Raw genomic sequence first — 14445 nt, 5'->3', positions numbered from 1 at the left:
TTAAATTTAGCTGTTTTAGTAATTGTTTTTTTCAAAGGAAAAAGGTTGGCGCTTATTATCACGCAAACCAATTTCATCTACAGTATTGGCATCAAATAAGCGGCCATTAACCATAGTGTGAGTTACTTTATCCGTCACTCGAATATCTTGCAGTGGGTCACCATCTATAACAATTAAGTCTGCAAGTTTCCCTGCTTCTAAACTGCCTAATTGATGATCCATACCAAAGGTTTTTGCTGGATTTATGGTTGCCGTTTTTAGTGCTTCTAATGGTGTCATTCCACCTTGAGCAAACATCCAAATCTCCCAATGAACGCCTAAACCATCGCGTTGACCATGAGCACCAATATTTGTTTTAACCCCCAAATCTGCTAGTTGCTTTGCCGTTTCTGCTACAGCAAAGTGATTGTAATGATGATCTGGTGCTTTAGGGCGGCGCATACTACGTGCAGCTAAGGGATCTTTGGGTACTAAAGTTTGCAATTTTGGATGAGCCCAAACATCGGTTTTATCGTACCAGTAGTTTTCACCCCAAATACCGCCGTAGGCAACAACTAAAGTAGGGGTATAAGCCGTTTCACTGGCTTGCCACAGCTGTTTAATATCATCATATATTGCTGCAGCAGGTAAGGCATGCTCAATAGTAGTGTGACCATCGACAATCATGGTTAAATTATGCTGCATCAAGGAGCCGCCTTCAGGTACTACCATCATATCTAGTTCACGGGCGGCTTGGATCACTTGTTGCCGCTGGTTACGTCTAGGTTGGTTGTAACTTTTCACACTAAAGGCACCCGCTTTCTTTAAGCGTTCTAAGTGGAATTTGGCATCGTCTAGGCTATCAATATGTGAGGTATAACCCGCACCTTCAGCACCATATAAAATGGTGCCTGTTGAGAAAATACGTGGCCCGGCAATAATTCCGGCTTTTTGCATTTCACTAGCAGTAAATACTTCACGTGTATCGTTTGAAGGATCATGAATAGCGGTAACACCAAAAGCAAGTGAAGTGTAGTTTTGCCAGTTTTGCTGTGGAATTAACTGATTGCTGCCTTGAGAACCATGAGCATGGGCATCAAATAAGCCCGGCATAATCGTTTTACCGCTAATATCGATTATTTTAGCTTTAACTGGAACGGCAATATCTTGGCGGCTACCGACAGCAATGATTGTATTATTTTCAACCACAACTACGCCGTCTTGAATAACTTGGTCATTATGCATGGTAATAACTTGACCGCCAATAAAGGCTATTGTGCCTTTAGGGATATCGGCTGGAATATTCACACTAAGATTAGTGCCATTCTCTACAGAGAAAGGACGGGTTTCGCTAGTATCAAAAACACCATTAATGCTGGCATGATAAAGTTCAGGGCCTAAGCTCCAATATAGATTACGGCTATCGCTACTCCAGCTAATATATTCGCCAGCACGAACAGATAACTGTTTAACAGGGAATTGCTTATCGGTACCGCTGATATCAATTGGGCTGCCACGCTCGGTAAAAGGGGTAACAAAGACTTTAAAACGATCAGCAAAAGCTAAATATTTACCATCTGGTGATAGTTTAAATTCAGTACCAAATTTAGCGGTATAAAGTGTTTGTTGGCTATGTTTGGTTAAATTAATTCTTATTAGGCTTGGTGAGCTACCGTAATCCATAGCATAGACATGCTTGTTATCATCAGTGAACATGGGTGCATAGCCATTTTTGCTGATAAAGGTGCTATCACCACCTTTATGGCTAACTTGATATAAACCAGTATTAAGTGACCATTCTTTAGCGAGTAAACTGCCACCAGACACTTTACGATAAACAATAGTTTTACCATCAGGGCTAAATACTGGCTCAACATATTTCCCTGGTTGCTCAGTTAGCTTTGTAACACGGCCATTACGTAAGTTGAGAATTTTAACGGTGCCTTGTTGTTGGTCATTCCAAGTGGTATAGACTAACTGCTTACCGTCACGTGAAAATTGTGGATAAAACTCAAATTCAGCCACTTGTTTGGTTAAACGCCGAGGTTTAGGATCTTTTACATCAGTGATATAAAGATAGCCCATGGCTGAGAATACAGCTTGTTTACCATTAGGTGAAATCTGTACAAAACGAAGCATTTTGCTGTTAACGCTATCTTGATCTAAGTTTTGTTTGACTCGGACAGCTGTCTGAATTTGTTTGTCTGCATTTACGGTAAAAGGAATTTTAACGAGTTTTTGGTTAGCAACTGTCAATTTATGAATTTCACCACCTGCCCAAAAAATAAGATCTTTATTATCAGGCGTCCAACTTAGGCTAGGGTATACACCGTGGATTGCCCAAGTTTCTTGCATATCACGATCTAATCCATCATACAGTTTTGTATGTTCGCCACTTTCTAGGTCATACAAAAATAAGCTAGTTTGAAAATCAACTCTGCGGATATAAGCTAAGTACTTGCCATCAGGCGACGGGGTAGGCCGAATAGCGCCACCTGGCCCTTTTAAAATGGTCTCAAATTTACCGCTATTACGTTCAAATCGTTTAATGGCATAAATACCTGCTTCAGAATCTTTACTGTAATGGAAAGTTTTGCCTGGCGTATCATCTTGCGAGAAATAAATATAATCGCCATTAGGTGAAAAAGCTGGTTCGCCTAAATCTTTTTGATCATTTTCACGGGTGGTTAATTTAATGCCGGCACCACCAGATTTATGATATTGCCAAATTTCACCTGCACCTAAAGAGCGGCTAGCAGTGAAATGCTTACGGGCAACAATAAACTCACCATCAGGGCTCCAGTCTGGGCTGTTTAATAAACGAAAGGTTTCGTTAGTAACTGCTCTGGGGTCGGTGCCATCGGCATTCATAATCCAGATATTATCACCGCCACCCTCATCGCTTGTATAGGCAATATATTTACCATCAGGGCTAAATTTAGGTTGCATCTGCCAGCCAATATCTTGGGTTAAAGCTTTAGCTTCACCCCCTTTAATGGGCATAGTATAAATATCGCCCAATAAATCAAAAACAATAGTTTTACCATCAGGGCTAACATCAATATTCATCCAGCTACCTTGCGAGACATTGATGTTAACGGTTTTAAACTCTCCTTGTGGTGCATTAACATCCCATTTTACGCTGGTGGTTTCAGCCTGAATTAGGCAGCTGCTTAATGCAAGCGCGATAATGGAGGGTTTAAATAGCTTCATAATAGCCTTCCTATAAATTCTGATTTGGTTAGTCGATTTATCTACTAGATTGATATAAACAATAGCATTGAGTTAAGGCGAAAAGTAAGCTATTACGTTAGAATTGCACAAAATGAAGATAAATCAGTTTTTTTTCTCTTTATAGCACTAATTATCATATAAATTATCGTTTTAAATTGATTAATAATGATTATCTTGCAAACAAATCTGCTTAAAATAAAGTTGTAAAGGAATATAGATGTTGGATTGGTCAACTGTTCTTGCTATTGCTCCCTATAGTTGGACTAATATTGGAATAGCTTTACTTTGTGGCACTATCATTGGGTTAGAGCGTCAGTTAAGGGGGAAGCCCGCAGGGATCCGTACCTCTATTTTAATTGTTGCCGGTACCTATTTATTTATTGCTACCTCTATGTCTATTAATAGTGAAATGACCGATCCATCACGGATTATAGGTCAAGTTATTACCGGAGTAGGCTTCTTAGGTGCAGGGGTAATGCTGACGCGAGATGGTGTTGTTGTGGGGGTGACCTCTGCCGCTACTATTTGGGTGTTAGCGGCTATTGGTGTTGCAATAGGCGTTGGTCATGGTGTGGTAGCGGTAAAGTTATCATTATTAGTTATTACTATACTAATAGGCATAGATTTACTTGAAGACTCGACTTCAGTGTTACAGCGTGGAGTTCATCAAACCTATCAAGAATGGTTTGGTCGCAAGAAAGGCCGGTTATTTAGGCGCAGAAAACTAAAGCGTAAACCTAAAACCTGATATAAAAGTGCAATAACTGCATTTTACAATAACAAAAGTTGGTAGTTAAAGATGTTAGAAGCTGTATGGATAGGATTGGCTTTCACGCTCGGATTATTAGTGCGAACTATTGGTTTGCCGCCTTTGATTGGTTACTTGCTTGCTGGTTTTTTAATCTCTGCTAGTGCCTCTGGTTTAAGTCTTCCAGCTAATGGTACAACGATAATTCATCATGTTGCCCATCTAGGGGTGTTATTATTACTGTTTACTGTAGGTTTAAAGCTAAATATTCGCAGCTTAGGTAAGCCAGAGGTATTTGGTTCAAGTCTATTACATTTTAGTTTATCTATTATTTTAACTTTTCCAGCTGCTTTTTTTATTTTTGATGTGAGTTTTTATCAAGCCTTAATGCTGGCAGTAGCTTTAGCTTTTTCTAGTACCGTATTAGCCGCTAAGGTACTGGAAGCTAAACGCGAGTTACGCGCCTTTCATGGCCGAGTCGCTATTGGTGCAAGACTTACTTGCATTACTGGTGATGAGCTTAGCTAATGGCACAGTACCGTCACCATGGGCGCTTCTTGTTTTTACGCTGCCGCTATTTAGGCCGATACTATTTAGATTGTTTGATGCCAGCGGTCATGAAGATTTATTAATTTTATTTGGTTTACTGTTAGCCTTAGTAATTGGTGGCTCTGGTTTTGAAGCAGTTGGTTTGAGTTCCGAGTTGGGGGGCTTTAGTTTTTGGCGCTATGTTAGCTAAGCATCCAAGAGCTGAAGAGTTATCTAAATCTTTATGGAGCATTAAAGAAGTCTTTTTAGTGGGCTTTTTTTTTGCAAATAGGTGTTGGCGGTTTGCCTGATAGCAATGCTTGGCTATTTGCTGGGGTAATGACATTATTATTACCGCTTAAAGCAGTATTGCTTTTCTTATTACTTATTTTATTTAAATTACGTTCACGTAGCGCATTTTTAACTAGTTTAAGTCTAACTAATTATAGTGAGTTTGGCTTAATAGTAGCCAGTGTCGTGCTACCTGAATGGTTAATTCCATTAGCATTAACTGTAGCGGCTTCTTTTGTAATTTCAGCGCCATTAAACCGCTTTGCTCATCCAATATATGATCGAATCAGTAATAAATTATTTAAATTTGAAAGAGATACTCATCACCCTGATGAGCAGCCGGTTTCATTAGGTACTGCCCAAGTGTTAATTATGGGCTTAGGTCGTACGGGTAAGGCGGCTTATAATCACTTACAAAAAGATGTCTCATTAATAGCTATGGATTCCGACCCCGCTAAGGTAGCCAGCTTACAGGAACAAGGCTTTAATGTGTTCTATGCCGATGCTGAAGATCAGGTATTCTGGCAAGGGCTTAATTTTGGCTCGGTGCAAGCGGTGATTTTAAGCTTGAATGATGTAGAAGCTAAAGTTATTGCAGCTAAAAAGTTACGTAAAATAGGTTTTACTGGTGAGATTATTTCTCACAGTATGCATGATGATGAAGCTAATGCCATTATTGCAGCGGGTGCAAATGAAACCTACTTAACCATGTCTGAAGCAGGTGTAGGTATAGCAGAGCATGTAAAGCAGCGGTGTTTTTCAGCAGGGGTGGATGCGGCTTAATATAAAAGGCCCTAATACCAGTAAGTATTAGGGCCTTTGTATTTAGAATAAAATTAACTAGAGCTTCGTTCTTTAATTACATCGATAATAGCAGAAGCTGCAAAGCCATTGCTTTGAGCCCATTCTACATCACCTGCTGCTGCAACACTGCTACTGGGTAGCTGACTAATCATGAAACTAGCAGTATCAACAGCATTATTTTTAATAGCATGACGCACTAAAGGTAGGCCATCACATACAATACCTTCATACACAGTACGTAAACGTAAACGGTTATCTGATAAAGTTTTGCGTAAGCTATTTTTATTATCGGCTGCGACATATGAGCATATAGAAAAGGCTAATTGATCATTAGCTAATACTGGAGTACTTACAAATGAGCTAGCAACGAAAGCAGCGGTAAGCGCAGCAAATTTAAAATTCATAATAATGCCCTAAATAAAGTTATCAATAATAATGTTTTAGAAAAGGGCAGGGGTTACGCTGTTTGCTTTGGATAGGTGATCCATCATCGCGATGCGATGGTAGCCCAGCTATCATAGCAGATTATTTATCTGCCTTAGATCTGAAGCTTTGCGTGTACATTTTTTCAAATGACTTGCCTTTCTAAGCTGCGCACTATACAGATTGCTGGTTTTATAAGCAAGCACAAAATTTATATTAAGATAATTGATTAATTATAGTATGCACGCTTTGCTGCCAGCGTAAGTAAAGCTGTTTAGCTTGGTCTGAACTGATTTTTGGCCGGTAATGTTGGTTTGCTTGCCATACTTTATTGATATCATTTAAGCTTTTAAAGTATTTTAATTGTAATGCAGCCAAAAAAGCGGCACCTAAGACGCTGGTTTCTGCAGTTTGGCATTGTTGTAAGGGGTGCTGGCTAATATCTGCTAAAGCTTGTAAAAACCAGTTATTAGTTGTCATACCGCCATCTACTCTTAGTAATTCTAGTTTAATACCATCTTTTGCCATGGCAGTAACTAAATCTCTACTTTGATAGCAAACACTTAATAATGCGGCTGCAGCAAGTTCTGCTTTACCTGTATTACGTGTCATACCTAATATTGCTGCTTGTGCATCCGGTTGCCAATAGGGTGCACCAAGACCAGTAAAAGCAGGTATTAACATTTCTGATTGTTGGTAAGAAACTTGTTGGGCTAAGGCTTCTGTGTCTGCTGCTTGCTGGATAATGCCAAGTTTGTCACGTAGCCATTGCACTATTGCACCAGCCATAAAAATACTGCCTTCAAGCGCATAAGTAGGCTTGGAGTTAATCTGCCAAGCTAAGGTACTAATTAATTGCTGTTGACTAATAAGGATGTCATGCCCAGTATTAACCATGCTAAAACAACCTGTGCCATAGGTACTTTTTACCATACCAGGCTTAATACATGCTTGGCCTAATAAGGCTGCTTGTTGATCACCAATCATGGCGAGTATAGGTATGCTCCTGCCAAACAGTTTAGGGCATGTATGGCCAAATTCAGCTGCATTATCTTTTATTTTTGCTAATAGTGAGCTGGGAATGTTAAACAATTCTAGTAATTTTGGGTCCCAATCAAGTGTATGTAAATTAAATAACAAAGTGCGACTAGCATTAGTAGCATCAGTTGCGTGAACCTTGCCAGCAGTTAAGCGCCACAATAGATAACTATCTACTGTGCCAAAGCATAATTCTGAATTATTGGCTAAATTACGAGCATTAGGTACTGTATCTAATATCCAAGCTAATTTAGTTGCTGAAAAATAAGGATCTAGACGTAAACCTGTACGATATTGAATATCGGCTAAATGCCCTTGTTGCTGTAATTGATGACAAGTATCAGCAGTGCGTCTATCTTGCCAAACTATAGCATTGTATAAGGTTTTACCTGTTTGCTTATGCCAGAGTAGACTGGTTTCACGCTGGTTAGTAATAGCAATAGCAGCAATGTTTCTAGCAGTAAGTTTGGCTTGTTTCAGTGCGTTAACAATACAATGATAAACACTTTGCCACAGTTGCTCTGGATCTTGCTCTACCCAACCTGATTGGGGGTAAATTAGCTCAACTTCTTGCTGAGCCACAGTTATAACTTTTAGCTGTTTGTTATAAATAATAACTCGACTTGAAGTGGTACCTTGATCAATAGCAAGAATATATTCTGACATAATGTATAATCTACTCAATACTAATCAGTTTTAAATTGAGACTAACAGCAATTAGGCAATCTGCCTATAGCCAAGTTATCTAACTAAAGAGGCATTTATGATCGTAACCTTTAAATCTAAAGCAGGTAGTGACACTGCTTATTTCGAAAATATTGCTCTTAAGCTTTTAACCATGATGGGTAGGGACAACAAAGTACCTTCTGCATTTTATGCGGAAGATGTTAGTGCGGCTTTACAATCATTAAAACAAGAATTAGCCAAACTAGAGCAACAAGAGCGAGAGCAGCTAGAAGCTGATGAAACAGATCCGGATAAAGAAGTGGTTAAATCTGAACATATATCTATGCAAACCCGTGCTCAGCCCTTAATAGAACTGTTAACGAAAGCTGAAAAAAAACAGGCATCAGTATTTTGGGAATAAATTAACGAGCAGTTAGATTACTAGGCTGCATTAATAAGTAACAGCCTAGTAATTAATATCTATTAACTATTTATTATGGTTTTTTAACCCAGTTACCGTCTCGTAAAATATAATGGCCTGAGCTGGTGCGTTCTATTGCTTTTTTGCCAGCTAAAGCTTCAACATCAGCAACGGCTATACTATTTTGCTGCGCAAGCTTAGTGTATTCAGCACGCCTAGCATCGTTAATTAACTTTATAACTTCTTCTGCAGTAGCATTAGGGCTAACTAAACCTAAATAACCATTGGTTTGTTCGCCGACTAAGCCTTCAGCTTTAACTTGGCCAAGTGCAGCCATGGCTTGTTGTAAGTTTAAAGCCATTACCGGTAAACTAATGGCAAAAATGGCAGTTAATAATAAAACTTTTATACTGGTTAAATATTTCATCTTTGCTCCTTAGAATAAACCACTAGAATCGCTAAATAATTCATCTAGCTGTTTATCGACTTTAATAAAAATCTCATGTTGAATTTTTACGTTCAAATTAATATTAATTGGCTCCGCTGGTAGGGCTACTTGTACTTTAGGCGTACAGGCGGCAGCCAACAATGCCAAGCTAATGGCTAGGGCACACTTTTTTATCATGGGGACTCTCCGTTTGAAGCCTTAGCGGCTTTTTGTTGCAAACGCTGTTGTACGCGGCGTTTAATTTTTTCACTTATTTCACTATTTAATTGCATACTGGTGATTAAAGCTGGCAGATCTTCTTCTAAATTAATATTAAAATTAATGGCACGTCCTTTTTCAAAGCTTGGATTATTACCTTGAATGGATAAAGCTAAGTTAAGCTTACCGGCTGCATCATAACTGACATTACTAGATAATACTGAGTAGTGAAAATTATCAAGCGCATCTAGAACCACTTTCAGGCTTTGGTTGCCAGCTGCCATACCACTGGCTGCTGCAGGGCGATATTGTAGCTCACCACCAGGGCTTTCAGCTGCGATATGACCTTTATCTACTCTGATACCATTGTTACTGATTAATAAAGGAATAGTGCCTGAAATTAAGCCATTACCTGTTAAATCTGAAGTTGGATGTTGTTGTAATACTTTTGCAAGATCAATTTTATCAAGTTGCAACTTGATAATTTGCTGCTGCTTAGTCAAATCTAGCTGTATGGGATCGGCTGTAATCTTGCCGCCCATAGCTCTAATGTTTAGGTATTGTAGATCCAAGATGCCATTTAAAATATTATTATTTTTAGCTGTATAGTTTGCACTAAGTAAGATGGGGCCAAGTTCAATACCTTGCGAAAACTCGGCTAGTTTGGCTTGTTGAACATCCAGAGTAAGATTATCATTATTATAGCCTAAAGCTATTTCGGCTGTTAAAGCTTTAAAAATACCACGATCATAAATGCCAGATAGATCATTAAGCGTTAGATCTGCAACCAGTAAAGTCTGGTGTGGGCTTAGGCTAAGCTTACCTTTAGCCAGTATTTTTCCTCGATTGATCTCTAATAACGCTGGCCACTGCACTAAGCTTGCAGCTAAAGGATTACTGGCTAATAAAAATATCTCATCAAGTTGCCAGTCTATTTTAATTTGTTCAGGGTTATAGGTGCCTTGATGATTAATGACCAGATTAGCAGCATTTTCTAATTTAGCATTTAGGCTTAAATTATTAAAATTACCTGAAATTTTAGCTTGATATTGCCATGCCTGAGTTATTAATTCTGGATGTTTTAAATTTGCAATATCAAGTTTAAATTGGCTATCTATAGATAGCGCTTCTTGGCTACTAAAGTGGCTAGGTTGTAGCTTAAGCATAAGTTGTTGAGCACTAATATCTGATAGCTGCAGCTGATTTGCCGTAGCATTTAATTGGCTTAAATCTAGCTGCCATTTAGAGGCTTGCCAAAACCCACTAAATTCAGAGTCTATTTTGAGTTGGACAAGATTAATATATTCATTGTTAGCCAGTTTATAGTTTAACTGTGCTTGTTGGAGTTGCAGCTTAACTTCAGTTAATTGAACGCTATAATCTTCGGTGGCATTAATAACAATTTTGCTATTAATCTTGGCTTGGGTTGCCCCCGTAGTTTTAATGTTTGCCACTATGGGTAATGCTGCTAAGCTTGGCTGACTGCTACTGTCGGCATTTAATTCCAGAAAAATACCATCAATATCCACTCCATATTGTTTAAAGCTATTGCCTAACTGTAATTGGTTAAGCTGTAAAGCTGACTGTAATTGATAGTTGCTAATATCACCTTGATTTAAACTAAGTTGGGCAGTTAAGTTGCCTTTTATTGCACCTACATTAGGTATGTTAAACTCTGACGGTAAGTCGGCATTAAACTGCCAATTGCCACTAAGCTGCTGTACAAGCTTAGCCGTATCTAAAGGCAAAGGTAAATAAAGCTGCGCTTGGCTACTAATATTAATAGGGGCAGTAAATTGCTCTAGTGCACTAGGGGGGAGACTAAGCTGCCATAGGTTAAGTTGTTGTTGCAACCAAGCGCTGGGCGGTTTAGCCGTTAATTGTAAATTACTATTGCTGTTTAGTTGTTCAGCTGTCTGTGAAAACTGCTGTTGTAGCGCTAAAGAAATAGTGTCATCAATAGTAACGTCAGCATAAATAGAGGGCAGGTCGTTAGCTGTATTGATGAAACCGGCAATTTGGCCACGAACAAGACTAGGGTTGACGATATCAGCTAATTGGATTTGATAGTCTAGTTGCTGCTGATGAATAGTTATTATGGCATTAAGGCTATAACTACAAAATTGCTCAGCACAAGGTAATTGCAATTGTAGCTGATTAATAGCGATATTTTTTGGTATAGCTGCTGGTAATTGCCACTGTTTAGGTAAGCTAAGCTTAGAATCACTGGTTTGATTACTGTTATTAGGCCAATGCTTTAGAGTTAGCTTGCCTTGTTTTAGGCTTAGTAAATCTATATTAGGTGAAAATAAATCTGACCAGTGCCAGTTCAGCTTTATATGTTGCAGGTGAACATCTAGCTCTGGCTCTAGCAGAGTAAAGCTAAGCTGACTAAATTCAATTTGTTTATAACCGATTTGATGAATAGCGTAGTTAAGGTTTGTTATAGGCAAATTTTTAAGCTGATATTGTAAATAGGCATAGCCAGATACTAAGCTAACTGCGAGTAGCAGAGTGATTATCAAGATAAATTTTGCTAGCTTAAACATAATTCAGCCTTAAACATAATGCGCCACCCTAGTTAGCCGTTCAGAGTATAATTAGAATGCTATGAATAGCTTATGAATATAGCAGTGCTGTTAGGGCTTAACTAGAATTAACGCAAGATAATAAAAAAAGGCTACTTTATCTGTTTAAAGTAGCCTTGTTTAGTAGCAATTAAGCTTAATTAAAGCCGTTGCTAATTATATGAAAGGTATTATTTACGTTGATCTGAAGAGGCATCGCGAATAGCGCGGAACTCATTGCCTTTATACCAGTTAGGCCATTGACGGCTATTTGCCAGCTCGTTGCCTACTTGGAAAAACAATTGCATATCTTGCTTAGCGCCGCTTAAATCCCAGTTAGCATCATATTCGTCTTCAACTTTATGATAGCAGCATTTATTATATTCAGCGCGTTGGGCTTTACCCCATTCTTTACCATGTTCAATATGGTCATTGCCGCTTTTTGCATACAAAATAGGCACGCCTTTTTTCGATAAACTAAAGTGATCTGAACGATAAGCAATACCGGCTTCAGGGTTAGGCTCACGAACTGCATAACGACCTTGTTGCTTGGTGTAGTTAATTAAGATATTTTCAACTTCGTTATTACCTAAGCCTACAATAACCATATCTTTCATTGGACCATAAACGTTCATGACATCCATGTTAATAGCTGCGACGGTTTTCTCTAGTGGAAACACCGGGTTAGCTGCATACCAAGCTGAACCTAATAAGCCTCGCTCTTCAGCAGTTACTGCAACAAAGACAACTGAGCGCTCTGGTTGTGGCTGCTGTGTAAAGTGTTCAGCAAGGGCAATTAAACCACCAGTACCTGAGGCATTATCTTGAGCACCATTAAATACGGTATTAGTTGGGTTAGACAAATCGACACCTAAATGATCCCAATGCGCCATATATAGTACATATTCATCAGGGTATTTACTGCCTTCTATATAACCAACAACGTTGCTAGAGGTTAACTCACGTAAGTTGTTTTTTACGCTAATAGAAGCTTTAGCTTGTAAATCCAGCGGAGTAAAATCTTTTTGCAGCGCTTTTTTATGCATAGTGGCTAAATCAGTGCCAACATTTGCAAATAGCTTTTCTGCTGACTCGGTTGTTATCCAGCCTTCAACTTTAGCTAAATCGGCATTTTTGTTTTCATTAATTAAATCAAATTTAATTGGTGAACCATGAGCAACTACGCCCCAGCCATAACTAGCAGCGTCAGTTTCATGGATAATTAATACCATAGCCGCACCTTGACGGGCAGCTTCTTCATACTTATAAGTCCAACGGCCATAATAGGTCATGGCGTTACCATTAAATAAGTTTTCATCTTGAGTAGCAAAGCCAGGATCATTAACAAACATGACAACGGTTTTGCCTGTAACGTCTATGCCTTCGTAATCATTCCAGTCGTATTCTGGTGCTACGATACCGTAACCAACAAACACCATATCACTGTTTTCTACAGCAACTTGATCGGTAACTTGCTTAGTCCAAGCGGTCATTTCATCGCGATAATTAAATTGCGCAGGTAGCTTATCGCCAGTAAGGGTTAAGGCTGAAACTTCTACTGGATCAATTTGTACTAAGGACACAGGTTGTTTATAGCTATCACCATTGATAGGCTTTAAACCCATGCGGCGAAAATTATCTTCAAGATAAGCAACGGTTAACTCTTCGCCTTTAGTGGCAGGTGCGCGGCCTTCAAACTCATCTGACGATAATACTTTAATGTGTTCAGCTAACTTGGGAAAACTAGCTTGTTCTGAACTTGCGATTGTTGTTTGGCTGTTAACTGTGGTTACTTTATCATTATCGCTACAAGCAGTTAGTGCTACACAGGCTGCTAATGCTGCGGCAATCGTTGATAACCTGGAAAGGGTAGTCATAGTTGCTCCGTAATCTTTGTTATTATAAGCTGCCGCTGTTCACGACAACTGATATAGTAATCCAAGCTGTAAGCTTGAACCAGTAGCTTTATTGTCTAGCTGCTAATATTAGTCTTTATAACCCCAAGGTGTTGGTGGTAAAGCGATAGGCTTGGTTAAATCAAAATCGACTCTAAATTCACGACCTTCACGCACTAAACGATAAGTAAAAGTGTCGGGGTAAATATACATTTGCCAAATGTTGGTATTAGATTGTGGATTGCCAAGTTTCGCAAATAGCTCTTTTGAGTACTGATCGGCTGGGAAGCTTTGCACAGTATCAAAGCCGGCATCTATTGTATGACCGCCATACATGGTAGATTGATCGTAGCTACCGTCTTGTAAACGATGGTCGTGTTTTAAGCTAAGACCTGAACCGGTTTTTGTAATTACCCAGGTGCGAGAATGATCATTACCGACATGAAATGGTATTTGTAATTGACTATCAGTACAGTTACGTACATGCATAATTAAGCGGCCTTCAAAACCACCGCTTGCCGGATTATCAACCGTCATTTTACCTTCATAAGCTTTTCCACAATGCTGGCGTAAGTTATCAAAGTAGTTATCATGACTAGTAATAGAAACTAAAGGTGCGTCTTGCACAGTATTAGCAGCAGCAGTCAGACTGAATAGTAAAGTTGTACTTAAGAGTATTAATTGTTTTTTCATACTTGTTCCCCAGTGAAAAGTATGACTATACCCAGAACCAAGAAGAGCTGCAAACAGCAGTTGCTTCTACTAAGTTTAAATGTTGCAGGAGATAAGATGAAAAATGAAATAGATGGCATGTTTTTACTTACGGTTTTTGCCAAGATTGAAAAAAATGGTACTGCAGTCACTAATGATTTAGGGGCTGGTTTTACGCTAGAGGGGATTACGGTTAACTCAGGTTTTGATGGTTACGAAGTATACTTTGATAATGGCAAAGTGCAGCTTACCTTAGGTTTTCATAATCAATGGAATACAACCGCAGAGAATGAAACTGAATATGATGAGTTTGTTAAAATGCTAAACAATATCGATAAAAAATATTAATATTAAGGGCAATTACTCAGATAAGGTTCAGCAAAACGCGTTAAAATAGGTAATAACAGTATGCATAAGTCAAAAATACAACTTAAAGTATTTAGACGGCTAAAGGGCTGTTGATTTAAGTAAATAAACGCGATATGGTAGCGCAG

General features: G+C 38.8%; 14 protein-coding genes and 1 riboswitch. Of the genes, 6 read left to right on the top strand and 8 right to left on the bottom strand.

Translation table 11 applies throughout. The features are described 5' to 3' along the window. Positions 1-15: 15 nt before the first annotated feature. Positions 16-3192 carry an amidohydrolase family protein gene (locus RDV63_RS10055; RefSeq protein WP_313909367.1) on the bottom strand — a complete coding sequence of 1059 codons (3177 nt, stop codon included), beginning with the start codon at positions 3190-3192 and terminating at the stop codon, positions 16-18. 238 nt (positions 3193-3430) lie between these two features. On the opposite strand from RDV63_RS10055, the gene RDV63_RS10050 reads away from it, so the two are divergent. The 4 genes from RDV63_RS10050 to RDV63_RS10035 all read left to right on the top strand — a co-directional run bounded on the left by RDV63_RS10050 (position 3431) and on the right by RDV63_RS10035 (position 5563). Beyond that, positions 3431-3961 carry an MgtC/SapB family protein gene (locus tag RDV63_RS10050; protein ID WP_313909366.1) on the top strand — a complete coding sequence of 177 codons (531 nt, stop codon included), beginning with the start codon at positions 3431-3433 and terminating at the stop codon, positions 3959-3961. Positions 3962-4012: 51 nt separating this feature from the next. After that, the gene (locus RDV63_RS10045) at positions 4013-4489 is read left to right on the top strand and encodes a cation:proton antiporter (protein WP_313909365.1); all 477 of its coding nucleotides are present in this window, start codon (positions 4013-4015) and stop codon (positions 4487-4489) included. Beyond that, positions 4449-4700, top strand: a complete 252-nt coding sequence (locus RDV63_RS10040; protein ID WP_313909364.1) for a hypothetical protein — start codon at positions 4449-4451, stop codon at positions 4698-4700. Before RDV63_RS10045 ends, RDV63_RS10040 begins: the two co-directional genes overlap by 41 nt. Positions 4701-4771: 71 nt before the next feature. After that, positions 4772-5563, top strand: a complete 792-nt coding sequence (locus tag RDV63_RS10035) for an NAD-binding protein (RefSeq protein ID WP_313909363.1) — start codon at positions 4772-4774, stop codon at positions 5561-5563. A gap of 53 nt (positions 5564-5616) precedes the next feature. On the opposite strand, the gene RDV63_RS10030 is transcribed toward RDV63_RS10035, so the two are convergent. Continuing rightward, positions 5617-5988 (bottom strand): DUF3718 domain-containing protein, encoded by a 372-nt coding sequence (locus tag RDV63_RS10030; protein WP_313909362.1) that lies wholly within the window; start codon positions 5986-5988, stop codon positions 5617-5619. Positions 5989-6083: 95 nt separating this feature from the next. Then, positions 6084-6176: riboswitch (cyclic di-GMP riboswitch) on the bottom strand. Between the two features lie 47 nt (positions 6177-6223). Next, entirely contained in the window at positions 6224-7711 is a 1488-nt protein-coding gene (glpK, locus tag RDV63_RS10025) for a glycerol kinase GlpK (RefSeq protein ID WP_313909361.1), read from the bottom strand. Between the two features lie 97 nt (positions 7712-7808). Between glpK and RDV63_RS10020 the strand changes: the two genes are divergently transcribed. Then, on the top strand, positions 7809-8132 hold the full coding sequence (locus RDV63_RS10020; RefSeq protein WP_313909360.1) for a DUF1840 domain-containing protein: 324 nt from the start codon (positions 7809-7811) through the stop codon (positions 8130-8132). 73 nt (positions 8133-8205) lie between these two features. Here RDV63_RS10020 and RDV63_RS10015 read toward each other — a convergent pair whose 3' ends face one another. The 5 genes from RDV63_RS10015 to RDV63_RS09995 all read right to left on the bottom strand — a co-directional run bounded on the left by RDV63_RS10015 (position 8206) and on the right by RDV63_RS09995 (position 13933). After that, positions 8206-8559 (bottom strand): YdbL family protein, encoded by a 354-nt coding sequence (locus RDV63_RS10015; protein ID WP_313909359.1) that lies wholly within the window; start codon positions 8557-8559, stop codon positions 8206-8208. A gap of 9 nt (positions 8560-8568) precedes the next feature. Next, positions 8569-8757 carry a YnbE family lipoprotein gene (locus tag RDV63_RS10010; RefSeq protein WP_313909358.1) on the bottom strand — a complete coding sequence of 63 codons (189 nt, stop codon included), beginning with the start codon at positions 8755-8757 and terminating at the stop codon, positions 8569-8571. Then, on the bottom strand, positions 8754-11327 hold the full coding sequence (locus RDV63_RS10005; protein WP_313909357.1) for a YdbH domain-containing protein: 2574 nt from the start codon (positions 11325-11327) through the stop codon (positions 8754-8756). The genes RDV63_RS10010 and RDV63_RS10005 overlap by 4 nt, the downstream gene beginning before the upstream one ends. Before the next feature lie 209 nt (positions 11328-11536). Further along, positions 11537-13222, bottom strand: coding sequence for a M28 family metallopeptidase (locus tag RDV63_RS10000; RefSeq protein WP_313909356.1), 1686 nt, complete (start codon positions 13220-13222; stop codon positions 11537-11539). A gap of 108 nt (positions 13223-13330) precedes the next feature. After that, positions 13331-13933: a hypothetical protein gene (locus tag RDV63_RS09995; RefSeq protein ID WP_313909355.1), complete on the bottom strand. Its 603-nt coding sequence runs from the start codon at positions 13931-13933 to the stop codon at positions 13331-13333. A gap of 96 nt (positions 13934-14029) precedes the next feature. On the opposite strand from RDV63_RS09995, the gene RDV63_RS09990 reads away from it, so the two are divergent. Continuing rightward, positions 14030-14299, top strand: a complete 270-nt coding sequence (locus RDV63_RS09990) for a DUF3081 family protein (protein ID WP_313909354.1) — start codon at positions 14030-14032, stop codon at positions 14297-14299. Positions 14300-14445: the final 146 nt, after the last annotated feature.

Source organism: Rheinheimera sp. MMS21-TC3, assembly GCF_032229285.1.
Classification (GTDB): Bacteria; Pseudomonadota; Gammaproteobacteria; order Enterobacterales; family Alteromonadaceae; genus Alishewanella.
The sequence above is the reverse complement of the archived record's forward strand: the minus strand, read 5'-3'. Positions and strand labels throughout refer to the sequence as shown.